The following is a 23,702-nucleotide window of genomic DNA, read 5'->3' as shown; positions in this document are numbered from 1 at the left end:
TCAATTCGCCGGGTTCGGACCCTATCTCGCCTCCTGAAACCACCGCCCTGAAGGAGGGGCATGATGTTGCGTTCGATCGTTTCCGCTCTGGTGCTCACCACCGCAGTCGCCGCGCCGGCCATGGCCGCGGATCGCGGCTTCACCGTGTCGAACACCAACGGCAAGGCAGCCATTGTCAAACTGTGGTACGCGCAATCGGGCAGCGGCAAGGCGTTTCAGGAAATGGACCTGAAATACCCGATCGGGCCGAGCTCGCGATCGTCCTTCACCGTGCCGGCGAGCGATTACTGCCTGTACGACGTGCGGATCAAGTTCAGCGACGGCACCGAGCAGGAAACCAACAACGTCAACGTCTGCCGTGGCGGCAGCGTCACCGGCACGTAGCGTCCTGGCACCTCTGCCGCGGCAGAGGCGCTAGCGACCCTTGGCCTCCGCGCGGAAGGCGTGGAGCAGCGGCTCGGTATAGCCGTTGGGCTGCACCGTGCCCTCGAACACGAGCGCGCGGGCGGCGCGATAAGCGGGGCCGGTCGGGTTAGCGACGAGCGATCGATATGCCGGGTCGCCGGCGTTTTGCGCATCCACCTTGGCGGCCATGCGACCGAATGCCGCCTCGATCTCCTCCGCGGTGCAGACGCCGTGGAGCAGCCAGTTGGCGAGCGCCTGGCTGGAGATGCGCAGCGTCGCGCGATCCTCCATCAGGCCGATGTCGTGGATGTCGGGCACCTTTGAGCAGCCGACGCCCTTGTCGACCCAGCGCACGACATAGCCCAGGATGCCCTGCGCATTGTTGTCGAGCTCGGCGCGGACCGTGTCGGGCGTCCAGTTGCGCCCCAGCGCGAGCGGAACGGTGAGCAGGTCGTCCAGGCCGGCGACCGGCTCCTTGGCACGCTCCGCCTGTCGCGCGGCCACGTCGACCCGGTGGTAATGCGTCGCGTGCAGTGTCGCGGCGGTCTGCGAGGGTACCCAGGCGGTGGTCGCGCCGGTCATCGGATGGGCGATCTTCTGGTCGAGCATATCGGCCATGCGGTCGGGCGCCGCCCACATCCCCTTGCCAATCTGCGCCTTGCCGGCCAGCCCGCAGGCCAGTCCGATCCGGACGTTGCGGTTCTCGTACGCCGTGATCCAGGCGCTGGTCTTCATCTCGCCCTTGGGCACCATCGGCCCGGCCTGCATCGAGGTATGGATCTCGTCGCCGGTGCGGTCGAGGAAGCCGGTGTTGATGAAGACGATGCGGTGCTTCACCGCATGGATGCACGCGGCGAGGTTGGCCGAGGTGCGGCGCTCCTCGTCCATCACCCCGACCTTGATCGTGTGGCGAGGGAGCCCGAGCAGGTCCTCGACCGCGTCGAACAGGTCGTTGGTGAAGGCGGCCTCGGCGGGGCCGTGCATCTTCGGCTTGACGATGTAGATCGAACCGGCGCGGCTGTTGCGCTTTGGCCCATTGATGTCGTGCAGCCCGATCAGGCTGGTGACGATCGCGTCGAGGATGCCCTCCGGCGCTTCGCCACCATCGGCGAGGCGGACGGCGGGCGTGGTCATCAGGTGGCCGACGTTGCGCACGAACAGCAACGCGCGGCCGGGGAGGGTGAGGGTGGTGCCATCGGGCTTCGTGTACCGGCGATCCTCGTTCAGCTTGCGCGTCAGCGACTGGCCGCCCTTATCGAACGTGTCGCTCAGATCGCCCCGCATCAGCCCGAGCCAATTGGCATAGGCTGCGACCTTGTCCGCGGCATCGACCGCCGCGACCGAATCCTCGAGATCGACGATGGTCGTGATCGCGCTTTCGAGGATGACGTCGGCGATCCCGGAGGGATCGTCGCGGCCGATCGGATGTTCGCGATCGATCACGACTTCGATGTGCAGACCATTGTGTTCGAACAGATAATTATCGCCCGAACGGCCGACGAGAATCGATGGGTCAGCCAGTATTGGCTCGCCGCGCAGATCGGCCCAGCTACCTTCCGCCAGCGGCACCGCGGTATCAAGAAACGCCTTCGCCCAAGCAATCACCTGCGCACCGCGTTCCGCGTCGTAAACGCCAGGTTTCGCCGCACCCGGAATCGCATCGGTGCCGTACAGCGCGTCGTACAGGCTCCCCCAGCGCGCATTGGCGGCGTTGAGCGCGAAGCGAGCGTTGAGCACGGGGACGACCAACTGCGGCCCAGCGGTGCTCGCGATCTCCGGATCGACACCGGTCGTGGTGACCTGGAACGGCGCGGGTTCGTCCACCAGATACCCGATCGAGCGCAGGAACGCCTGATACTCCGCCTGATCGATCGGCAGCCCGGCCCGCTGCGCGAGCCAGCCGTCGATCTCCGCCTGCATCCGGTCGCGCGTCGCCAGCAGGTCGGCATTCCGGGGCGCGAACCGCGCGAAGATCGCGGCGGCGCCAGCCCAGAAATCATCCTGTGCGATGCCCGTGCCGGGTAGCGCTTGCGTTTCGATGAAGTCGGCGAGCTCGCTTGCAACCTGCAAGCCGTGGCGATCAATCAGGGAACCTCCGGGCATGCGCAACTCCGTTCAGCATGGAGGGGGAGGAGCCGTGCCAATACACCGCCGGGCCACGCCGTCCAGCCCGGAAATTCGCTTGCGGGCGCGTCAGGTCGGTGGCTATCTGCAACCCAAATCGAGGAGAGAAGGATGGCGGAGGCATATATCGTGTCGGCGGGGCGCACCGCCGGCGGGCGGCGCGGCGGCAAGCTGAAGGACTGGCATCCGGCCGATCTGGCGGGCCAGGTGCTCGACGCGGTGGTCGCGCGCGCCGGGGTCGATCCGGCGGCGGTCGAGGACGTCATCATGGGCTGCGTGATGCAGGCCGGCGAGCAATCCGCGCATATCGGACGCAGCGCCGTCATGGCGTCGTCCCTGCCCGACAGCGTGCCCGCCGTATCGATCGACCGCCAGTGCGGCAGCTCGCAACAGGCGATCCAGTTCGCGGCGCAGGCGGTGATGTCGGGCACGCAGGATATCGTGATCGCGGCGGGGGTCGAGAGCATGACTCGCGTGCCGATGGGCCTCGCCAGTTCCGCGCCCGCGCAGCTCGGCATCGGCATCGGTCCCTGGTCGCAACGGATCAAGGACCGCTACGGCGTGCAGGGCTTCAGCCAGTTCACCGGCGCGGCGATGATCGCGGAGAAGTACGGATTCAGCCGCGAGGAGCTCGACGCCTATTCGCTCGAAAGCCACAAGCGCGCCGCCGCCGCCACGCAGGCCGGCGCGTTCGATGCCGAGATCGTGCCGATCGAGATCGTGAATGAGGAGGGCAACACCGTCCGCCACATCCATGACGAGGGCATCCGCTACGACGCGACGCCCGAATCGATGGCGGGCGTGAAGCCGCTGGGCGAGGGCAGCGTGCTGACCGCGGCGTCCGCCAGCCAGATCTGCGATGGCGCATCGGGCGTGATGATCGTCAGCGAACGCGCGTTGAAGCAGCACGGCCTGACACCGCTCGCGCGAATCCACAATCTGACGGTGACGGCGGGCGACCCGGTCATCATGCTGGAGGAGCCGCTGCCGGCTACGCAGCGCGCGTTGCAGCGGGCCGGAATGCGGATCGAGGATATCGACCTGTACGAAGTCAACGAGGCGTTCGCGCCGGTGCCGCTCGCGTGGTTGCGCGTGATCGGCGGCGACCATGCGAAGCTCAACGTCAATGGCGGCGCGATCGCGCTCGGTCATCCGCTGGGGGCATCGGGCACGAAGCTGATGACGACCTTGCTGCATGCGCTGAAGGCGCGCGGGAAGCGCTACGGGTTGCAGACGATGTGCGAGGGCGGCGGCATCGCCAATGTGACGATCGTCGAACGGTTGTGATTTGCCGTCGCCCCGGCGGAGTCCGGGGCCGCTGGCGACTAGAATAACTGACATAGGTGCCCCGGCCTCCGCGGGGGCGACGGGAGGATAGAATGAAACTTGACAATTCGGTCGCGGCGGTCGTCACCGGCGGTGCTTCCGGCCTCGGCGCCGCGACGGCGCGGGCGCTGGCGGCAAAGGGCGTCAAGGTCGCGATCTTCGACTTGCAGGCGGAGAAGGGCGAGGCGCTGGCGGCGGAGATCGGCGGCGTGTTCTGCGAAGTCAACGTGACCAGCGACGACAGCGTCGATGCCGGCTTCGCCAAGGCCCGCGCCGCGCATGGCCAGGAGCGCGTGCTAGTCTGCTGCGCCGGCACCGGCAATGCGATGAAGACCGCCAGCCGATCGAAGGAAGACGGCAGCATCAAGCATTTCAGCCTCCAGGCGTTCGACTGGCTCATCCAGATCAACCTGATCGGCACGTTCCGTTGCGTCGCCAAGTCGGCGGCTGGCATGCTGACGCTCGATCCGCAGGAGGATGGCGAGCGCGGCGCGATGGTCATGACCGCCTCGGTCGCCGCCGAGGACGGCCAGATCGGTCAGGCGGCCTATTCGGCGTCGAAGGGCGGGGTGGTCGGCATGACGCTGCCGATCGCGCGCGACCTGATGGGTGAGGGTATCCGCATCAACACGATCCTGCCCGGCATTTTCGAGACGCCGCTGATGCAGGGTGCGCCACAGAACGTGAAGGACGCGCTGGCGGCGTCGGTGCCGTTCCCGAAGCGACTCGGCAACCCGCCCGAATATGCCGCGCTCGCGCTGACGATGATCGAGAACGGCTATTTCAACGGCGAGGACGTCCGCCTCGATGGTGCGATCCGGATGGCGCCGCGCTGACATGCCCGGCCCGCTCGCCGGTCTTCGCATCGTCGAACTCGCCGGGATCGGGCCGGCGCCGTTCTGCGGCATGATGCTGGCCGATCACGGAGCGGAGGTGATCCGCATCGATCGGCCCGGCGTGAAGCTCGACTCGCGCGATCCGTTGCTGCGCGGGCGGACGGCGATGAACCTCGACCTCAAGTCGCCCGACGACATCGCGAGGCTGCGCGAGGTGGTGAAGACGGTGGACGGATTGATCGAGGGATTCCGGCCCGGCGTGATCGAGCGGCTGGGGATCGGGCCGGACATCTTGCTGGCGGACAACCCGAAGCTGGTGATCGGTCGCATGACCGGATGGGGGCAGGACGGACCCTATGCCCAGGCGGCGGGGCACGACATCAATTATATCGCGCTGTCCGGTGTGCTCGGCGGGATCGGGCGAGCGGGCGAGAGACCGGTGCCGCCGATCAATCTGGTCGGCGATTTCGGCGGCGGCGCGATGATGCTGGCGTTCGGGATGGTCGCGGGGTTGCTGGCGGTGAAGAACGGCGCGGGCGGCCAAGTGATCGACTGCGCGATGACCGACGGGTCGGCGCTGTTGATGGCGATGATGTGGGGCTTTCGCGCGACCGGGCTGTGGCGCGACGAGCGCGGCGTGAACCTGCTCGACGGCGGGGCGCCGTTCTACGACACGTATGAGACGATGGATGGCGGCTACGTCGCGATCGGTTCGCTCGAACCGCAATTCTACGCGCTCCTGCGCGAAAAGCTGGAGCTGACCGACGATCCGCTGTTCGACGCGCAGCACGACCGCGCGCGCTGGCCGGCGATGCGCGAGCGCCTGACCCAAGTCTTCCGCAGCAGGACTCGCTACGAATGGTGCGCGCTGATGGAAGGCTCGGACGTCTGCTTCGCCCCCGTCCTGTCGATGGACGAAGCCGCGGCTCACCCGCACAACGCCGCGCGCAATACCTTCGTCGAACGAGACGGGATAAGACAGCCGGCACCGGCGCCGCGTTTTTCGGGATAGCTGGCCTGCCCACACGGCAACCGCGCCGATCATCGCAAATCGCTCGTTCGTCTCGGCAAAATCTCGCTCGCTCGTCGCCGTAAGGTGGCTGTAAGCGACGCCCGGCACTCGTCTGGCTGCCGGAAACCGGCGCTTTTTCCCACGCGGCCGTTGCCCCCCGCTGCCGCGATCCAGACGAAGAGAACATTGCATGCCGATCAACCCAGTGCGCTCCCTCCCGAGCACGTTGTCTCCCCGTTCCGTCTCGCTGATCGCGATCGGCGTGGCGTCCTTGAGCGTCGCCAGCCCGGCGGCGGCGCAATGCGTCGCGGATTCGACCAACACCAACGTCAATTGCAGCGGCACGGTCAGCACCGGCTACCAGAATTCCAACACCGGCGTCACGCTGACCACCGCGACCGGATCGTCGGTCACCGGTCCCGTCATCCTGGGTCCGTCCGCCACGGTCGCGAACAACGGCACGATCACGGCGAGCGCGGGCAGCGCCGCATTGCAGGCGGGCGATGCGAGCGTCGTCAACAATCTCGGCACGATCACCTCGACCAATGCGAGCGCCGGGTCGGCGGGCATCGTGCTCGGCGATCACGCGTCGGTGACCAACGGCGCCGTCCTGACCGCCGCGTCCGGGACCAACGCCGTCCAGTTCGGGCGCGGCGGTACCTTCCTGAACCTGGCGAGCGCGACGGCGGCGGTGACCGGCAACATCCAGTACGGGCTCAACCTCGGCAACGACGTCGCAACCTTCACCAATCGCAACACCTCGTTCGGCTTCACCGGCGCCGTGAATTCGAGCGGTAACACGCAGGTCGACAATGCCGGCTTGTTCAACGGCTCGATCAACCAGGTCGCGACATTGGGATCGGTCTCGATCCTGAACGAGGCGGCGGGTACTTTCACCGGCACCATCACGACCGGCGACGTCACCACCGTCACCAATAACGGCACGATGACCCTCAACGGTCTCAGCCGGATCGGAACCTTGCTGTCACCAGGCACCAGCTTTACCAATAACGGCACGCTGACGATCGGCACGGCGACGTCGGCGACGACGCTGGTCGTCAACGGTGGGTTCAGCCAGGGATCGAGCGGCATGCTCAACGTGTCGATCCTGGCGCCATCGGCCGGGGTCGCGGTGGCAGGCGCCACCTATGGCCAGATCTATGCCGCCGGCACCGGCGCGACCGCCAGCCTGGGCGGCACGCTGAACGTCACGCCGAGCGCGGGCTTCTACCCGACCGGATCGACCTACAACGTCGTCGTCGCCGATGGCGGGGTGACCGGCAACTTCGCCACGGTCAACGGCACGACGTTGCGGTTCATCAGCTTCGTACCGTCGGGCGTCGTCACGCTGTCGAACGGGCAGCAGGCGTACCAGCTGACGGTGCAGCGCAACGGTACCTATGCGTCCGTGCTGGCGCCGACCGCCACTGCGGTCCAGCTGGCCGCCGCGACCGGGTTCCAGCCGCTCGTCGCGACCGCCAGCACGACGCCGACGTCGCCGGTCGCGGCGTTGGTCGGCAAGATCGACTTCCTGAGCGCGGCGGACGCGGCGACCTATTTCGGCGACCTGAGCCCGGCCGGATATCTCGCTTATGCCGGCGCGATGCGCGACCAGACCAACCTGTTCCATCGCCAGATCAGCCAGCGGATGGACGATCATTACCAGTTGTACGACGACGATGGCGGCTGGCACCCCGGTTTCTGGCTGCAGGGCGCGGCACAGCTGGCCGGCAGCGCGCCGGCGACCGGCAGCCGCCAGACCGGCACCTCGTTCGGCGGCGGTTACGACGCGATCGCGCGCAACTTCACAATGGGCGCCGCGATCGGCTATTCGTACGACAAGCTTCGCTACAATGGCGGCAACCTGACCGGGCACAACGGCGCGACCCAGGTCGCTGCCTACGGATCGTATCATGCCGGCCCGGTCTTCATCGACGCAATCGCGAGCTATCAGTTCGGGCACATGTCGGCGACGCGGTCGGCCGTGCTGGGAACGACCACGACGACGTCGACCACGGGGACGACGACCACCAGCGCGACGGCGACCGACACCGCGACCGGGACGGCGTACGACTATCTCGTGTCCGGCACCGTGCGGATCGGCGCGGCGTTGCCGGTCGGCGACTACAAGCTGACGCCGTTCGCCGGCGTACAGTTCGACCATGGCGCGATCCGCCAGTTCACCGAGACGAGCGCGACGCCGGACACGCTGACGGTGCAGCGGATCAACGCCAACCGCACCGACCTGCTCGCTGGTTTCTCGATCGCCAAGACCCAGGGCCGGTTCCGTCCATACCTGAAGGGCATGTACCGCTCGCGGCTGGACGGCAATCCGCAGAGCAACGTCACCGCCTATCTCGACGGCGACACGACGACCGCGTTCACCGTGGCCGGCCTGCCCGCGGCATCGTCCGAAGCGGACCTCGACGCCGGCGTGCAGCTGCTGGTGGACGACGGCCTCGGTTTCTACCTCGGGTATCAGGGCACATACCGCAGTGACCTGAAGGCGCACGGCCTGATGGCGGGCGTCCGCGCGCAGTTCTGATCGTGACCGGACGACGGATGGCTGCGCGAAAGAGTCGCGCAGCCATTCGCGTCAGCCCGGCAAGCAGGTCGGCCATCCTCAGTTCGACGTCTTCGGCGTTCCCGGTGCGTGGGTGGCGTGTTGGGATTGGTACCAGGCGAGGTCGTGGGCCGGAGCAGCGGCGCCGGCCGGCAGGGGGAGGTGGTTGAGCGACATCCAGTAGGCGATGCTGGCGTCGCGCCACCAGCGTGCTTCGCGCTCCTGGATCGCCAGGAACGTCGCCGTCTTGGCGAAGCGTTCGGCGTCGATCAGGAGCGTCAGCGTCGCCCAGGAGCGGCGCATTCCCACGACGGATCCCACTCCTCGATCGTAGTGTGCGACAATCTCCTGCCAGAGCGACTGACCGGAGGACAGGCGGTAGTTCCAGGGCAGATGGTGGAACCATAACAGCTCGCGATCCGGCGTCGTGGCGGGATCGGCCAGACGACGCGCGATCTCGGGCGAATATTGCGCGATCGCGTCGCTTCCGCCGGCCGTCCTGTCGAAGCCGATGCCGTCGGCGCGGGCCCGGTTGTAATAGGCCGGGTTCCATTCCGGCCGCGCCAGATCGGCGACCCACGGCGCCGGGCCGTAATGGCTGTCGGTCGCCATCTGGTGCGCGAGGCCGAGCGGCGTCATGTAATCGACCGCCGCTTCCCGCGATCCCATCATCATCGCCACGACCGGATCGACGATGCGCGGATCGGGCGCGAAGGTCATGGCCGCCCATTCGCGGGCGACCGCCTCAGCCGATGCGGACGGGTCCCAGGCGAAGCGACCGAACGCATACCAATTGGCCTGATTGAACGTCGAGCCCGACCAGTCGCGGTCGCGACCGACATTGGCGACGCCCGCCATGCCCGTCAACGCGTGGCGATCGAGGCTGCCGTCGATCACGCGGGCGACGGTCGATCCCCGGCCGCGCGCGAACGTGTCGCTGGCCAGCGTTTCCTCGAACAAGGGGCCGAGATAGACGAGGTGCGTCGCGAACCCGAGATATTCCTTCGTGATCTGGAACTCGATCATCAGCGGCGTCTTCGGCATCGCGCCGAACAGCGGGTGGAACGGTTCGCGCGGCTGGAAGTCGATCGGACCGTTCTTGACCTGGACCAGCACATTGGGCGCGAAGCGGCCGTCGAGCGGATGGAAATCGTCATACGCCTGCTTGGCGCGATCCTCGCCGTTCGGCGCGGCGTAGACGAAGGCGCGCCACATGACGACGCCGCCATGAGGGGCCAGCGCCGCCGCGAGCATGTTCGCGCCGTCGGCATGGCTGCGATGATAATCCTGCGGCCCGGGCTGGCCTTCGGAATTGGCCTTGACCAGGAAGCCGCCGAAATCGGGGATCGCGCGATAGATTTCGTCGGCCTTGCGTCGCCACCACGCCGCGACGGCGGGATCGAGCGGATCGGCGGTGCGCAGGTGGTCGAGTTCGATCGGCGCGGAGAAGCGAGCGGACAGGAAGACGCGAATGCCCCATGGCCGGAAGATGTCGGCAAGCGCGGCGGCCTTCGCGATATAGGCCGCCGTCAGGCTGTCCGCGGTGGCGTTGACGTTGTTGAGCACGACGCCGTTGATGCCGACCGACGCATCGGCGCGGGCATAGTCGGTGTAGCGCGGGTCGGCGTAATCGGGCAGCGTCCACCAATCCCACAGCGACGCGCCGGCATAGCCACGCTCGACGCTGCCATCGAGATTGTCCCAATGGTCGAGCACGCGGAGCTTGACGCGCGGTGCCGAGGCCAAGCGCGCGTCGGCGAGCCGATGTCCGGTCTGCACCCAGCGCAGCAACGCAAAGGCGCCGTACAACACCCCGCGATCGCGATTGGCGGTGATGAGCAGCACGTGCCGCCCCCGGCGGGTCGCGGGTTCGATTCGATATCCCTCGTCGCCCAAGCCAGGAAGGTCGTGCCGCGCGGCGATCGCCAGCACGATGCTGTCGTCGCGGATCGTCGTCGCGATCGGAACGCGCGTGGCGCCGAGACCCGACAGGCCGCGCGACAATTCCTTCGCCGCCGCATCGAGCGTCGCGCCATCGCCCTCGACGACGATGCCGGTCGCCCTGGCACCGGTCGCCATCGCGGGGGGCAGGGGGCCATAGCGCAGCCAGAGGTCATAGCCGTCTTCCGCCGATGCCGGCTGTGTGCCGACCAGCCCCAGCGCTATCGCAGTCAAGATCGCGATGCGCTTCGGCCACCGTATCGCGCGCGACCGCAACGTCAGGAAAGCTTGGCGAACGTCACGCGCAGCCACACCGGACGCGTGCCGAAGTTGAAGCCGTAATCGACCTGATCCCCGTTCCAGACGCGCTCGAACTGCCACTGGCCGGCCGGGTCGTAATGCCCCTGCTCGGCGCGGACGAGCACCCAATCGTCCGGTTTGCCGTTCCCGACATGGTCGAACGCGACCCGCGACCGGATGCCGGATACGAGGAAGGTGTTGGGCTCGAGCTGCGCGATCACCGCGCCGCCGGTCAGCGGGTCGTTGCCGACCGGCGCGTCGAAGCCGAATTGCGGGCGGCCGAAGGTGACGGTGGCGCGCCAATCGGCGCCGAGCGCGATGACTTGCGCATGCTTTGCCGCCGGGTCGTTGGGCTCCGCCACACCCCACGTCCTGCCGTCGAGGGCCAGGGTAGGCCAGATTCGAGTCATCGGCGCGAACAGGCGATAGTTCGCGGCGAACGCCTCCAGCGTCGCGTCGTCGAGCTTCGGCGCGCCGAGCGGGAAATTGGCGTATCCGGTCGCATCCATACCGAACGGCGACCATCCGATCGCCCCGCGCCCGACCGCCGCGAAGAAGTGACGGGCGAAGGAGGTGGCGTTGCCGGTTTCCGGCACGAACAGCGCATTGTCGGGCCGGTCGTAGGCGGTCAGGAAGCCGAGATACTCGGCCTGGTCCGATTGGTAGATATCGGGCGCGACCACGTCGATATGCGGTGCCGCCGCCTTCCAGATGTCGATCATGCCGGGCACCGGACCGCCGGCCGCATAGGTCGCAGGATCCTGCCACCCGGTCGCGTGCGCGGTCAGCGCGGCGTTGGCGTACATCGGGATCGGCTTGATCGCCTTGCCCGCCGCCGCGACCGCATCGACATATTGCGCGACGTACCAGGTCTGGAACGCCACCTCCGCATTGCGGCCGAACACTTGCGTCCAGGTGCCGGTCGCCTTGCCGAGCTTGGCGAGGAGAGGGGCGGGCACCTTGGCCTGAAACAGCCGCTCGGCCGCCGGCGAATGATCGCGGGCGAGGCGATAGCTGCCGACTTCGTTCTCCGCCTGCACCATCAGCACGGTATTCTGCCGGTCGACGTCGCGAAGGTGGGCGATCAGGCGAGCGAAGGCGGCGCGATCGGCCGCCAGCGTCGCCGGGGCGAAGGGGGTCGGCGCATAATGCCGCTCACCCTTCGCGTCGATCATGCGCGGATAGGTACGCGTGTCGAGCTTGACCCAGGCGGGCTGGTAATTGGAGGCCGTGTTCTTCCACGTGCCGAACCATAGCAACACGAGGTGCAGGTTGCGTCGGCGCGCCTCCGCCAGCAACGTATCGACGAAGCCGAAATCGAATGTGCCGCGTTCGGGTTCGATCTGTTCCCACGCGATCGGCATTTCGAGCGTGTTGGCGCCGATCCGCTCGATCACCGGCCAGACGTCGGGCAATGCGGCGGGGTAGTTGGACGAGTTGTTGGCCTGCGCGGCAAGCATCAGGAACGGCTGGCCGTCGACCAGCAAGGCATGGCGGTCGCCCTTGGTCACGATGCGGGGAACGTCGTCGGCGCGCGCGATCACGCTCGTCGTCATCGCGCACAGCGCCAGCAAGGCGTGACTCCATCGGCGCATCGGTCACTTCCCCGTCGGGTCGGACGGCATCATCAGCGCCCGGCGGATCGGCTCGACCCAGGCGTCGCGATCGATGTCGTATACGACGAAATCCCCGTCGAACTGCCAATAAGCCCAGGGCATGCCATGCGATTCCGCCGCTTGCCGGACATCGCGGACATAGCGGGCGCGGTCGGCGATCGGCGTGCCGCTGCGGTCGTAGGCGCCGAACTCGCCGAGCTCGACCGGCCGGTCATTGGCTTTCGACCATGCCGCGACCGTATCGAAGTCACCGACGATCCGACGCTCGTCGTCGGCCGTGAGCGGGATGCCGTGCAGGTTCGCGACATCGCCAGCCCATCGCGCGCCCTGATGAGTGAAGCGGAACGGTTCGTAATAATGCACGGTCACGATGATGTTGCGGTCGTCGGGCGGCAGTTTGAGCAGCGGCAAGTCGGCCAGGCTGTTCCAGTGCGACGGGCCGATGATGAGTGTCCGCCGCGGATTGGTCGCGCGGATCACCGGCACCACCTTGGCGATCAGTGCATTCCACGGCTCGCCGTTCAGCGCACCGTGCGGTTCGTTCAATACCTCGAACAGGACGTTGGCCGGCGCATTGGCGAAATGGGCGCCGACCTGCTGCCAAAAGGCGATCAGCTTCGTCTCGCACATCGCCGCGTCGTCGGCGCAATAGTTGAAGTCGTGCTCGTCCAGGATGACGCTCAGACCCGCCGCGCCGGCCTGAGCGACGAGCCGGTCGAGCGTCGCCAGCCATTGCCGATCGAGCCGGTTGCGGGCGTCCATGTGCTTGAACGATTGCAGCACGATCCGCACGAAATCGAACCCGCCCTTGCGGATGATCGTGAAGTGTCGCGGCTGGAAGCGGGCCTTGGCCGGGTCGGTCCACAACGGGTCGTACCCCAACACGTTGACGCCGCGATGCAAACGAGCGGCGGCTTGCCATGCGTCGGGGGCGGCGGATGGTTGCGGAGAGGCGGATTGAGCGATCGCCGGCATCGGTGCCAGTGCGAGCGACGCCAATGCGAGCCATCTCACCATGCCCATCGATCGCTCTCCCGAGTCCGTTCTGATATCGCTATCATCATAAGCGCGCTTTGCGATAAGCGTCCAGTGCAATGGCTTCGCTGGACGATCGCCTTGATTGGCGTTCAACCCGCTGGAGGAGGGAGCGACGATGATGTGGCGCAGGACAGTCGGCATGGCTTCACTTTCAGTCATGGTAGCGATATCCTCGCCCGCGTTCGGCGGTCCGATCGCCAGCTTCGGCTGGTTCGACTATCGCGGCACGGATCGCGCGACCCCGCAATCGCCGATCGGGCCCGATCACTATCGTAACCCGATCCTCAACGGCTTCTATCCCGACCCCAGTCTGCTGCGCGTCGGTGGCGACTTCTATCTCGTGACCTCGACGTTCGGGTACTTTCCCGGATTGCCGGTCTTCCACAGCCGCGACCTGATCCACTGGAGCCAGATCGGCAATGCGATCGATCGTCCGGGGCAGCTCGATTTTCGCGGTATCGGCCTGTCGGAGGGCGTGTTCGCACCGTCGCTCGCCTATCACGCCGGGCTGTTCTACCTGGTCAACACCTGCGTCAATTGCGGCGGGAATTACGTCATTACCGCGCGCAATCCGGCTGGGCCGTGGTCCGATCCGGTCTGGATCAAGGATGTCGGCGGCATCGACCCGTCGCTCTACATCGCCCCGGACGGGAAAGCGTGGCTGCTCAACAACGATGCGCCGGAGGGTGGCTCGCGCTATGACGGGCATCGCGCGATCTGGATCCGGCGGTTCGACCTGGCGACGCTCAAGACCAGCGGTGCGGCGACGATGATCGTCGACGGCGGCGTCGATATCGCGACCAAGCCGATCTGGGTGGAGGGGCCCAAGCTCTTTACGCATGACGGCCGCTATTATCTGATCGCGGCGGAGGGCGGCACCGCAATGGGCCATTCGGAAACCGTCTATCGCGCCGACCGGCCGGAGGGGCCGTGGACGGCGTTTCCCAAGCCCATCCTGACGCAGCGCGACCTCGATCCCGGTCGGCCCGATCCGGTCACCTCGGCCGGTCACGCGACGATCGTCGATACGCCGTCGGGCGAGTGGTGGTCGAGCTTTCTCGCCGTGCGCCCATATCGCGGCGACGAATACAATACCGGTCGCGAGACCTTCCTGCTGCCCGTCCGCTGGGTCGATGGCTGGCCGATCATCACCGCGCCGGGGCAGGCTATCCCCTCCGTCATACGACGGCCGGCGTTGCCGGCAACGCCGCCGCCGCCGGTCCCGACCAGCGGCGATTTCACGGTGCACGACGATTTCACGGGCAGCCGACTGCCGCTCGACTGGATGACGATCCGCATCCCCAGCGACCGATGGTGGCGACTGGCGGACGGCGCGTTGCAAATCGCGGCGCGACCCGACGCCATCGGAACGCGCGGCCAGCCCAGCGCATTGCTGCGTCGTCAGCAGCATCCGTACGCCACCGCATCGACGATCGTGCGTTTCGCCGCGCCGGTCGAGGGTTCGCGGGCCGGGTTGGTCGCGTATCAGAACGAGGAACATTATTACTTCGTCGGGATCGTCAATCGCGGCGGCCGGCGGATGGTCGAGGTCGACCGCCGCGCCGATGCCAGCGACCCGCGTGATGGCGTCGTGATCGCCTCCGCACCGGCGCCTGCGACGGGCTCGGTGAGGTTGCGCATCGTCGCGCGCGGCGACGCTTACGACTTCGCCTTCGCCGACGAGAAGGGGCGGTGGATGCCGCTGGTTACGGGCGCCGACGGCGGCGTGCTCAGCACGAAACGCGCCGGCGGCTTCGTCGGTGCGAGCTTCGGGCTCTATGCCTATTCGCCGCGATAGCCCTGCGTCAGAACGGCAAAGCGCGACCGTTTTCGACAGCACTCCGGCGCGCGAGATCGATAATGCGCAATCCGGTCAGCGCCTCCTCCGCGCTGACCGGCGGCGGTGTGCCGTCGAGGATCGCCGCCGCGACTCCGGCATAATAACGTCGCCAGTCGCCGCGCTCGGTCGGGACCTGGGTTTGCGTGCCGTCGGGCGCCGTCAGTCGGCCGAAGCTGCCGGGCTGCTCCTCGCCGAACCCCGGCGACACCACGCTAACATCGGCCCGGAGCGCAGCCTCTTGCGGGTCGATCCCGTATTTGACGAAGCTGCCCATCGTGCCGTGCAGCGCGAACCGCGGGCGAGCCGATGCGACCAGCGTCGACGCGCATAGCCGTACACGGCAGCGTCCGTACCCGAGCGTGAGCGCGAAATAGTCGTCGACCTGCGCGTCGTCGCGTTGCACCAGAATATCACCGGCGACGTTGTCCGGATTTCCGAACAGTTGCAGCGCCTGATCGACCAGATGCGGCCCCAGATCCGCCAGCACGCCGCCGCCATCGCCGCCCGCCTCGCGCCAGCCGGGCTTGATGGTCGGGCGAAAGCGATCCCAACAGAATTCGCCCAGCCGTACGTCCCCCAGCCGGCCGCTGGCCAGCAAGTTGCGTACGGTCAGGAAGTCGCCGTCCCAGCGCCGGTTGTGGAATACGCTCAGCATGCGCGCTTGCCGTTTCGCCAGGTCGATCAGCGCCGCTCCGTCCGCCAGATCGACCACGAACGGCTTGTCGACGACGACGTGCTTCCCCGCCATCAACGCAGCACGGGCCAGCGGCGCGTGCAGATCGTTGGGCGTCGCGATGACGACCAATTCGATTCCGGGATCGGCGATCAGTCGCTCTGCGGTCGGATGGACCCGAACGCCCGGATGCGATGCCAGGACCGCATCGGCGCGAGAGCTAGCGACGGCCGTCAAAACGAGGCGCGGCTCGGCATCGATCAGTGGCGCGTGGAAGGATCGTCCCGCCAGTCCGAAACCGATCAGCCCGACCCGTACGCTCATCCCAGCCTCCCGTCGCTTCGCGCGACAGGTCTAGCCGCGATCAGAAGCGGTTGACGAGGTTCTCCAGCCATTCCTGCCGCCCCGATCGCGGTTGCGGCGCCAGATCGCGCGCGACCGCCATGTCGGCGATCGACGCCAGGCTGGCGTCGTTGCCCATGATCGCCCGGCCCGCATCGCCCTGCCATCCGGCGTAGCGCTCGTCGCGGAACCGATCGAGCCGCCCGTCCTCGATGATCGCCGCCGCGCGCAACAGCGCGCGCGCGACCGTGTCGATCCCGCCGATATGGCCGTGGACCAGGTCGATCGCGTCCATGCTCTGCCGCCGCACCTTGGCGTCGAAATTGAACCCGCCCGTCGTGAAGCCGCCCGCGCGCACGATCTCGATCATCGCCAGCGTCAGATCCTCGACCGAGTTGGGGAATTGATCGGTGTCCCAGCCGTTCTGGTGATCGCCGCGATTGGCGTCGATCGAGCCGAAGATGCCGAGCGCCGCCGCCGTCGCGATCTCGTGTTCGAACGTGTGGCCGGACAGGGTCGCGTGGTTCGCCTCGATATTCACGCGCACCTCGTTCTCGAGACCGTAGCGTTTGAGGAAACCGTACACCGTCGCGGTGTCGAAATCGTACTGATGCTTGGTCGGCTCGTGCGGCTTGGGCTCGATCAGGATCGTGCCGGTGAAGCCGATCTTGTGCTTGTGCTCGACGACCAGGCTGAGGAAGCGGCCGAGCTGGTCGAGTTCCTGTTTCAGATCGGTGTTGAGGATCGTCTCGTATCCCTCACGACCGCCCCACAGGACGTAGTTCACGCCACCTAGGCGATGCGTCGCCTCCAGCGCGTCGCGAACCTGCATCGCGCCCCAGGCGAACACCTCCGGGTCGGGATTGGTCGCGCCGCCGGCCGCATAGCGCGGATGGCTGAACAGGTTGGCGGTGCCCCACAGCAGCTTGCGGCCGTGCGTCGCCTGCAACCGTTCGAGATCGTCCACGGCGTCGGCGAACGACCGGCGGAAGCTCGCGACGTCGTTGGCGTCGGCCATCACGTCGACGTCGTGGAAGCAGTAGAAGGGCACGTCCATCTTCCGGAAGAAGTCGAACGCGATCGTGCGCTTGGCCGTCGCGGCCGCTGCGTCGTTGGCGCCGGCATGCCACGGACGATTGAACGTGCCCGCGCCGAACACGTCGCTGCCCGGCCAGCAGAAGGTGTGCCAGAAACAGATCGCGAAACGCAGATGGTCCTCCATCCGCTTGCCCAGCACGACGCGATCCTTGTCGTACCAGCGATAGGCGAGGTCGTCGTCGCTTTCCGGCCCCTTGTAGGTGACGGTCGGTACGTCGGCGAAGAAATCGGATGCCATTCAAGCTGCCTTCTGTCTGGGCGTGATCCGCGCATAGGCGTCGCGGAATTGCCGTTTCTTGGTGGATAGGATGTCGATGAGCGCCGGCTCCGGCTCGACGATGCGCGCGACCGGAGGGGCGGCGCAGACTGCCGCCGGATCGCCGCCGTCGACCGCGAGTTGGGCGAGGCGAGCGGCACCGAGGGCGGGGCCGACTTCGCCGCCCTGGAGGTAGACGAGCGGCCGTTCGAGCGCGGCGGCGAGGATGCGGCCCCAATGGCCCGACCGCGCACCGCCGCCGATCACCGCGAGCCGATCGACCGTCGTGCCGGCATCGGTCAGCGTGTCGAGTCCGTCCGCCAGCGCGAACGCGACACCTTCCAGCACCGCCGCGGACAGCCGATCGGCGTCGCTGTCATTGTCGAGCTGAAGGAAGGCGCCGCGGACCAGCGGATCGTTGTGCGGCGTGCGCTCACCCGACAGATAGGGGAGGAAGAGTTCGGGTCCGCGTCCGATGCCCGATCGCTCTGCCCGTTCGAACATTTCGGCGGCCCCGTTCGCTCCGGTCAGTCTGGCGACCCAGTCGACACATGCGGCGGCGCTCAGATGGACCGACATCTGGTGCCACAGATCGGGCAGACAATGGCAGAAGGCGTGCACCGCGCGGCCGGGATTGGGCCGGAACTCCGCCGTCGCGACGAAGATCACGCCCGACGTGCCGAGCGACAGCAGCGCATCGCCGTCCCGGACCACGCCGACGCCGACCGCGCCCGCGGCATTGTCGCCGCCGCCTGCCGCGACCGGGACGCGGTCCATCCCCCATGCCTCGGCGATCTCGGGGCGCAGCGTACCTGTCGCTTGCGACCCTTCGAACAGGCGCGGCATCTGCGCGTCGCTCAGCCCGCATGCGGCGAGCACCGTATCGCTCCACCGACGCCCTGCGACGTCGAGCCAGAGGGTCCCCGCGCTGTCAGCCATGTCCGACGCCCTGTCGCCAGTCATGCGCAGCCGGACATAGTCCTTGGGCAGCAGCACGCTCCGCACCTGCGCGAAAATGTCGGGCTCGTGCTTGCGGACCCACAACAGCTTGGGCGCGGTGAAACCGGGCATGGCCAGGTTGCCGGTAATTGCGTGCAGGTCGGGACAGTCGCGCTCCAGCTCCTCGCATTCGGCGAAGCTACGGCCGTCGTTCCACAGGATGGCGGGGCGGAGCGGGCGATCGTCGCCGCCGAGCAGGGTCGCGCCGTGCATCTGCCCGGCGAGCCCGATCCCACGCACCGTGCGGCGCACCTCGGGCGCGATCGCGCGCACCGCGGCGTCGGTCGCATTCCACCAGGCGTCCGGATCCTGCTCCGACCAGAGCGGATGCGGGCGCTGCACGGTCAGCGCGGCGGTTCGCTGATCGACCACGCTGCCGCGCTCGTCGATCACGACCGCCTTCACCCCGGAGGTGCCGATGTCGATGCCCAGGAACATCCGTGCCTCAGTCGACGAACGGGTCGATCGTCCGGATGCTGCCGTCCGGGGCGAATTGGAGTTCGGTGACCTTCACGTTGCGCAGGTGATTGCGGTTCGACAGCTGCGTATCGGCGTAGAACAGCCACCACTTGCCGTTCCATTCGATGATCGAATGGTGCGTCGTCCAGCCCTGCACCGGCAACAGGAAGTGCCCGCGATAGGTGAACGGGCCGTAGGGATTGGTCCCGGTCGCGTAATTAAGGAAGTGCGTGTCGCCGGTCGAATAGGTGTAGTAATAGGTGCCACCGCGCTTGAACATCCACGACGCCTCGAAGAAGCGCTTGTCGTGGTCGCCGCCGAGCACCGGCTTGCCGGTCGCCGGATCGAGGATCACCGCATCGCGCGGCGTTTCCACGAAGCTCTTCATATCGGCGCCCATCCGGACGACCTTGCCCGACAAAGACGGCCGGTCGTCCTGATGCAGGTCGGTATCGCTCCCATTGGGGTCGTAGCGCCCGTCGTGCCAGCGCTGGAGCTGGCCGCCCCAGATGCCGCCGAAATACATATAGGTCTTGCCATCGGTGTCGGTGAACACCGCGGAATCCATCGAATAGCTGCCCGCGATCGGCTGCGGCTCGGCCTTGAACGGACCGACCGGGCTCTTCGAGGTCGCCACGCCGATCCGGAACGCGCCCAAGCCGTTCTTGTCCTTCGACTTATCGCGGGCGGGGAAATAGAGATAATAGGTGCCGTTGCGATAGGCCGCATCGGGTGCCCACATCTGTTGCGAGGCCCAGGGCACGTCCTTCACGTCGAGCGCCACCGGGCCGACCGTGACCGGGCCGCCGATGCGATCCATGCTCAGCACGCGATAATCGTGCATCGCATATTCGTTGCCGAGATCGTCGTCGGCGATGGTCGTCGGCACGTCATGGCTGGGATAGACGTAGATCTTGCCGGCAAAGACGTGTGCCGACGGGTCGGCCGTATAGATCGACGTGACCAATGGTTGCGACAGATAGTGCCGCCCGTTCGGTGCCTTCGGTACGGCACGCGTCGGCGCGGTCGTCTGCGCCATCAGCCCGGTGCCGACCGCGATGACGGCCGCCAGCGTCGAAACCCCGATCAAGCCGGCACGAACCTTCGCCATCCGACTCCCCCTCCCTTATCTTTGTGGTAGCGCTACCCTAAGCCTTTTCAAAAGGGAAGGGCAAGCCCGTCGCGATTTGAGACGGTGCAGGGGGCACCAATTGCCATCGTCATAATTTCATGAGACCACGCGCGCCGTGAAATCACCCCGTCGAGTCCGTTCCGCCCCCACTATCGCCGACGTCGCGCGCCGCGCCGGTGTGTCGCCGATGACCGTCTCGCGCGTCATCAATGGGGAGGCCAAGGTTCGCCCCGCGACCCGCGATGTCGTGAAGGACGCGATCGCCGAGCTCAATTATTCGCCGAACTCCGCCGCGCGCGCGCTCGCGGGGGCGGAGCAATGCCGGCTCGGCCTGCTCTACAGCAATCCCAGCGCCGGTTATTTCAGCGCCTTCCTGCTGGGCGGGCTCGATCAGGCCCGACGCCACGACGCACAGCTGATCGTCGAGCATTGCGACGTCGCCGATCAGGGCTTCGACGCGGCGCGTCACCTGATCCAGGGCGGTATCGACGGCATCCTGCTACCGTCGCCGCTCAACGAATCGCGGGAGCTTCGCCGCCTGTTGATCGCGGAGGGCATCCCGACCGTCTTGATCGGATCCGGCGCGCCGGCGCCCGAAATGCTGGCGGTCGACATCGATGAGGGCGGGGCGGCCTATGCGATGACGAAGCACATCGTCTCGCTCGGGCATCGTCGCATCGGGTTCATCACCGGCGATCCGGTGCATACCGCGAGCAGCTTGCGGCTCGACGGGTACAAGGCGGCGTTGCGCGATTCACGGTTGCCGGTCGACGAAACGCTGATCGCGTCGGGTCTCTTCACATACCGGTCGGGCCTCGATGCGGCCGAGCAACTGATCGATCGCGAGGATGCGCCGACCGCGATCTTCGCCAGCAACGACGACATGGGCGCGGCGACCGTTGCGGTCGCGCACAAATTGGGGCTCGATGTGCCGGGCGACCTGACCGTGTGCGGGTTCGACGATACGACGCTGGCTACGGTGACGTGGCCCGAGCTCACCACGATCCACCAGCCGATCGACGACATGGCACGGGCCGCAATCGAGATGCTGGTGACAACCATCCGCGCGGGCGCGGGCGCCGGGGAGCGCGAGCATCGCCTGCTCGATTTCACCTTGGTACGGCGCCAGTCGGACGCTCCGCCCCGCCGCCGACCGGCCGCGCGACCCGCTTGACAGCAGCGCCGGGGCGGGGTTGTTAGCGCTAACGCCAACAAAGGCGTGGCGTGGGAGAGGGTTGATGAGGGATACGCAAGCGGCGCCGCCCGGCGGCGCCAATATGGGGTTCATCGCCTCGATCGTCGCGGTCGCGACGATCGGCGGATTGCTGTTCGGCTATGACAGCGGCGCGGTGAACGGCACGCAGGATGGCCTGAAAGCGGCATTCCATCTGAGCGAAGGCGGGCTGGGATTCACGGTCGGATCGCTGCTGATCGGATGCTTCATCGGTGCGTTCTTCGCCGGCACGCTGGCCGATGCGATGGGTCGTCGCAACGTCATGCGGCTGGCCGCGGTGCTGTTCCTCGCCGGGGCGCTGACCCAGGGTTTTGCGCATGCCCAGCCGCTCTTCGTGCTCGCGCGGATTTGCGGCGGGATCGCGGTCGGCGCGGCGAGCGTGCTGTCGCCCGCTTATATCTCCGAAGTGGCGCCCGCCAACGTCCGCGGGCGAATGACCACGGTGCAGCAGATCATGATTATCAGCGGCCTGACCGCCGCGTTCGTCATCAATTTCTTCCTGGCCAAGGCCGCCGGCGTTTCGACCAACGCGTTCTGGGGCGGAATCGAGGCTTGGCGCTGGATGTACCTGATGCAGGCGATCCCGGCCGCGGTCTTCCTGATCGCGTTGATGTTCATTCCCGAGAGCCCGCGATACCTGGTGGCGAAGGGGCGGCATGACGAAGCCGCGGGCGTGCTCGCGCGCCTGTTCGGAGAAAGTGCCGCACGCACCAAGCTCGACGAGATCCGCGCGAGTTTTTCGGCCGACCACCGTCCACGCCTGGCCGACGTGCTGACGCCGGCCGGCGGGCGCGGATTCCTCGGCATCCGGGCGATCGTCTGGGCGGGGCTGTTGCTGGCCGTGTTCCAGCAGCTCGTCGGCATCAACGTCATTTTCTATTATGGCGCGACGTTGTGGCAGCTCGCCGGGTTCAGCGAGGCGGACTCGCTGCTCATCAACATCGTATCGGGCGCCGTGTCGATCGGTGCCTGCCTCATCACCATCGCGGTGATCGACCGGATCGGTCGCAAGCCGTTACTGCTGATCGGGTCGGCCGGGATGACCGTCACGTTGTTCGTGATGGTCTACGCCTTCAGCCACGGGACGCTCGACCCGGACGGCAAGCTGGTCCTGTCGAAGGATCTGGGCATCGTCGCGGTGGTCGCGGCCAACCTCTACGTCGTGTTCTTCAACGTCAGTTGGGGGCCGGTGATGTGGGTGATGCTGGGCGAGATGTTCCCCAACCAGATCCGCGGATCGGCGCTCGCGGTGTGCGGGTTCGCGCAGTGGTTCTCCAACTATCTGATCGCGCAGAGCTTCCCGATCATGGCGGCCGGACTGGGCCTGGCGGTCAGCTACAGCCTGTATGGCGGCTGCGCGCTCATCAGCTTCTTCCTGGTCCAGAAGTTCATTCATGAGACCAAGGGCAAGGAACTGGAAGCGATGCAGGGCTGATCGTCCTGCGTCAGGAGGAAAGGGGGCGTCGGCGCGAGTCGGCGTCCCTTTTTCGTGTCAGGCGCAGACTTCCGGGCCGGGCAGGGCGGCAGCAGGGGCCGCTGCCGGGATCGGCAGCCCCTTGGCACGGAGCGCGCTTTCCAGCGTCGCGCTCGGGCCGGGCAGCGTCAGGTCGCGCGCATTGGCATAGAACGAGTCGGCCTCGGCCTCGGGCAACCCGACCAGCCGAAAGCCCATCTCGCGATACAGCGCCAGCAAGCGCGGCAGCATCCGCGCGTCGAACGCGCCGACATGCATCAGCAGGACGTAGGGGATATCGCGACCGGTCGCGGCCCGGCTCATCGATCGTGCGCGGTCGGCTTCAGCGCGGGCAGCGGCGAGGTAGCGCGCCTCCAGTGCCGCGATCGCGGCCGTATCGTTCCTGGCGACGCAACGGGCATAGGGGCCGTTCCAGGCATAGTCACCGAACGACATCGTGACGGCGGCGACCTTGTAACGCCCGGCGGCGAGCATGCCACGCAGCGCCGCGACCTGATCGGGCGTCTGCCCCTCCGACAGAAACGGATAGCGGAACCAGCGCCAGTCCCGGCTGCCCATCTTGCCGGCGATGACGGCCTCGCCGCGCGTGATCTCGGCGCTGGCGGCCGCCGGGTCGATCTGGGCGAGGTTGGCGTGGCTCCAGCCGTGGTTGCCGAGCGGGAAACCGGCCGAGCGCCAGGCATTGAGGACCGCGTCGTTCTGGCCGTCCGCCGGATTGCCGGCATTGACGAAACCGTAGGTCGCCGGCGCACCGGCCGACCGCAACGCGGCGATGATCGCCGAAATCACGCTCAACGGCGTCGCGCCGGGCGGCAACAGGCCGTGTAACGGCAAGTCGTCGAAGGTGATCGCCAGCCTAAGCGGTTGGGGCGCCGGCTTGCGCGACGATGCGCTCGTTTCCTCGCTGTGCGCCAACAGCACGCCGCACAATGCCGCCAAAACCTGCCGTGACCGTCGCATGCTCACCCCTCCCGGTTAGCGCTATCATGCGTCGCGCATCGGAGCCGCGCAACGCGTTTCGCTGGCGGCCGGAC

The 23,702-nt window shown here is 67.2% G+C and carries 17 protein-coding genes; 8 read left to right on the top strand and 9 right to left on the bottom strand.

From position 1 onward, the window contains the following. Positions 1-60 precede the first annotated feature (60 nt). Positions 61-384 (top strand): hypothetical protein, encoded by a 324-nt coding sequence (locus tag J0I47_RS06490; protein WP_294045682.1) that lies wholly within the window; start codon positions 61-63, stop codon positions 382-384. Between the two features lie 30 nt (positions 385-414). On the opposite strand, the gene J0I47_RS06485 is transcribed toward J0I47_RS06490, so the two are convergent. Then, entirely contained in the window at positions 415-2,508 is a 2,094-nt protein-coding gene (locus J0I47_RS06485) for a malate synthase G (RefSeq protein ID WP_294045680.1), read from the bottom strand. Positions 2,509-2,640: 132 nt separating this feature from the next. On the opposite strand from J0I47_RS06485, the gene J0I47_RS06480 reads away from it, so the two are divergent. The 4 genes from J0I47_RS06480 (at position 2,641) to J0I47_RS06465 (ending at position 8,248) form a co-directional block, all read left to right on the top strand. After that, positions 2,641-3,816 carry an acetyl-CoA C-acetyltransferase gene (locus tag J0I47_RS06480; RefSeq protein WP_294045678.1) on the top strand — a complete coding sequence of 392 codons (1,176 nt, stop codon included), beginning with the start codon at positions 2,641-2,643 and terminating at the stop codon, positions 3,814-3,816. A 92-nt stretch (positions 3,817-3,908) separates the two neighbouring features. Next, the gene (locus J0I47_RS06475; protein WP_294045676.1) at positions 3,909-4,691 is read left to right on the top strand and encodes an SDR family NAD(P)-dependent oxidoreductase; all 783 of its coding nucleotides are present in this window, start codon (positions 3,909-3,911) and stop codon (positions 4,689-4,691) included. Between the two features lies 1 nt (position 4,692). Continuing rightward, on the top strand, positions 4,693-5,703 hold the full coding sequence (locus tag J0I47_RS06470) for a CaiB/BaiF CoA-transferase family protein (protein ID WP_294045674.1): 1,011 nt from the start codon (positions 4,693-4,695) through the stop codon (positions 5,701-5,703). A gap of 226 nt (positions 5,704-5,929) precedes the next feature. After that, positions 5,930-8,248, top strand: a complete 2,319-nt coding sequence (locus tag J0I47_RS06465) for an autotransporter domain-containing protein (protein ID WP_294045672.1) — start codon at positions 5,930-5,932, stop codon at positions 8,246-8,248. Positions 8,249-8,326: 78 nt separating this feature from the next. On the opposite strand, the gene J0I47_RS06460 is transcribed toward J0I47_RS06465, so the two are convergent. From J0I47_RS06460 to J0I47_RS06450, 3 genes are read right to left on the bottom strand one after another with little or no spacing between them, the layout of a single operon-like run. Further along, a complete protein-coding gene (locus tag J0I47_RS06460) occupies positions 8,327-10,441 on the bottom strand; it encodes an alpha-glucuronidase family glycosyl hydrolase (RefSeq protein ID WP_294045671.1) in 2,115 nt (704 codons plus the stop codon). Positions 10,442-10,485: 44 nt separating this feature from the next. Next, positions 10,486-12,102: a DUF5597 domain-containing protein gene (locus tag J0I47_RS06455; protein WP_294045669.1), complete on the bottom strand. Its 1,617-nt coding sequence runs from the start codon at positions 12,100-12,102 to the stop codon at positions 10,486-10,488. A gap of 3 nt (positions 12,103-12,105) precedes the next feature. After that, positions 12,106-13,008, bottom strand: coding sequence for a glycoside hydrolase family 5 protein (locus J0I47_RS06450; RefSeq protein WP_294045668.1), 903 nt, complete (start codon positions 13,006-13,008; stop codon positions 12,106-12,108). Between the two features lie 292 nt (positions 13,009-13,300). Between J0I47_RS06450 and J0I47_RS06445 the strand changes: the two genes are divergently transcribed. Further along, positions 13,301-14,959 carry a glycoside hydrolase family 43 protein gene (locus tag J0I47_RS06445; protein ID WP_294045667.1) on the top strand — a complete coding sequence of 553 codons (1,659 nt, stop codon included), beginning with the start codon at positions 13,301-13,303 and terminating at the stop codon, positions 14,957-14,959. 7 nt (positions 14,960-14,966) lie between these two features. On the opposite strand, the gene J0I47_RS06440 is transcribed toward J0I47_RS06445, so the two are convergent. Genes J0I47_RS06440 through J0I47_RS06425 form a run of 4 tightly spaced genes read right to left on the bottom strand, consistent with a single transcriptional unit; the run spans position 14,967 to position 19,867 of the window. Continuing rightward, positions 14,967-15,998, bottom strand: coding sequence for an oxidoreductase (locus J0I47_RS06440; protein WP_294045665.1), 1,032 nt, complete (start codon positions 15,996-15,998; stop codon positions 14,967-14,969). Positions 15,999-16,038: 40 nt separating this feature from the next. Continuing rightward, positions 16,039-17,352, bottom strand: a complete 1,314-nt coding sequence (xylA, locus tag J0I47_RS06435; RefSeq protein ID WP_294045663.1) for a xylose isomerase — start codon at positions 17,350-17,352, stop codon at positions 16,039-16,041. Next, entirely contained in the window at positions 17,353-18,807 is a 1,455-nt protein-coding gene (gene xylB, locus J0I47_RS06430; protein WP_294045662.1) for a xylulokinase, read from the bottom strand. 7 nt (positions 18,808-18,814) lie between these two features. Continuing rightward, positions 18,815-19,867 (bottom strand): glycoside hydrolase family 43 protein, encoded by a 1,053-nt coding sequence (locus tag J0I47_RS06425; protein WP_294045911.1) that lies wholly within the window; start codon positions 19,865-19,867, stop codon positions 18,815-18,817. A gap of 244 nt (positions 19,868-20,111) precedes the next feature. Here J0I47_RS06425 and J0I47_RS06420 point away from each other — a divergent pair, with 244 nt between their 5' ends. Together J0I47_RS06420 and J0I47_RS06415 are read left to right on the top strand one after the other, a co-directional pair. Beyond that, positions 20,112-21,134 carry a LacI family DNA-binding transcriptional regulator gene (locus J0I47_RS06420; protein ID WP_294045909.1) on the top strand — a complete coding sequence of 341 codons (1,023 nt, stop codon included), beginning with the start codon at positions 20,112-20,114 and terminating at the stop codon, positions 21,132-21,134. A 64-nt stretch (positions 21,135-21,198) separates the two neighbouring features. After that, entirely contained in the window at positions 21,199-22,629 is a 1,431-nt protein-coding gene (locus J0I47_RS06415) for a sugar porter family MFS transporter (RefSeq protein WP_294045661.1), read from the top strand. Positions 22,630-22,686: 57 nt separating this feature from the next. Here the strand turns inward: J0I47_RS06415 and J0I47_RS06410 are convergent, their stop codons facing one another. Beyond that, positions 22,687-23,628, bottom strand: a complete 942-nt coding sequence (locus tag J0I47_RS06410; protein WP_294045907.1) for a polysaccharide deacetylase family protein — start codon at positions 23,626-23,628, stop codon at positions 22,687-22,689. Positions 23,629-23,702: the final 74 nt, after the last annotated feature.

The sequence above is a fragment of the Sphingomonas sp. genome, from assembly GCF_017304635.1.
Taxonomy (GTDB): Bacteria; Pseudomonadota; Alphaproteobacteria; order Sphingomonadales; family Sphingomonadaceae; genus Sphingomonas.
Note: the sequence above shows the minus strand (reverse complement) of the source record. Positions and strands in the feature narration are given on the sequence as shown.

Excerpts from the sequence above, each read along its gene's own strand:
- J0I47_RS06490 (WP_294045682.1), top strand. The coding sequence starts at position 61 with ATGATGTTGCGTTCGATCGTTTCCGCTCTGGTGCTCACCACCGCAGTC.
- J0I47_RS06485 (WP_294045680.1), bottom strand. The coding sequence starts at position 2,508 with ATGCCCGGAGGTTCCCTGATTGATCGCCACGGCTTGCAGGTTGCAAGC.
- J0I47_RS06480 (WP_294045678.1), top strand. The coding sequence starts at position 2,641 with ATGGCGGAGGCATATATCGTGTCGGCGGGGCGCACCGCCGGCGGGCGG.
- J0I47_RS06475 (WP_294045676.1), top strand. The coding sequence starts at position 3,909 with ATGAAACTTGACAATTCGGTCGCGGCGGTCGTCACCGGCGGTGCTTCC.
- J0I47_RS06470 (WP_294045674.1), top strand. The coding sequence starts at position 4,693 with ATGCCCGGCCCGCTCGCCGGTCTTCGCATCGTCGAACTCGCCGGGATC.
- J0I47_RS06455 (WP_294045669.1), bottom strand. The coding sequence starts at position 12,102 with ATGCGCCGATGGAGTCACGCCTTGCTGGCGCTGTGCGCGATGACGACG.
- J0I47_RS06445 (WP_294045667.1), top strand. The coding sequence starts at position 13,301 with ATGGCTTCACTTTCAGTCATGGTAGCGATATCCTCGCCCGCGTTCGGC.
- J0I47_RS06440 (WP_294045665.1), bottom strand. The coding sequence starts at position 15,998 with ATGAGCGTACGGGTCGGGCTGATCGGTTTCGGACTGGCGGGACGATCC.
- xylA (WP_294045663.1), bottom strand. The coding sequence starts at position 17,352 with ATGGCATCCGATTTCTTCGCCGACGTACCGACCGTCACCTACAAGGGG.
- xylB (WP_294045662.1), bottom strand. The coding sequence starts at position 18,807 with ATGTTCCTGGGCATCGACATCGGCACCTCCGGGGTGAAGGCGGTCGTG.
- J0I47_RS06425 (WP_294045911.1), bottom strand. The coding sequence starts at position 19,867 with ATGGCGCAGACGACCGCGCCGACGCGTGCCGTACCGAAGGCACCGAAC.
- J0I47_RS06415 (WP_294045661.1), top strand. The coding sequence starts at position 21,199 with ATGAGGGATACGCAAGCGGCGCCGCCCGGCGGCGCCAATATGGGGTTC.
- J0I47_RS06410 (WP_294045907.1), bottom strand. The coding sequence starts at position 23,628 with ATGCGACGGTCACGGCAGGTTTTGGCGGCATTGTGCGGCGTGCTGTTG.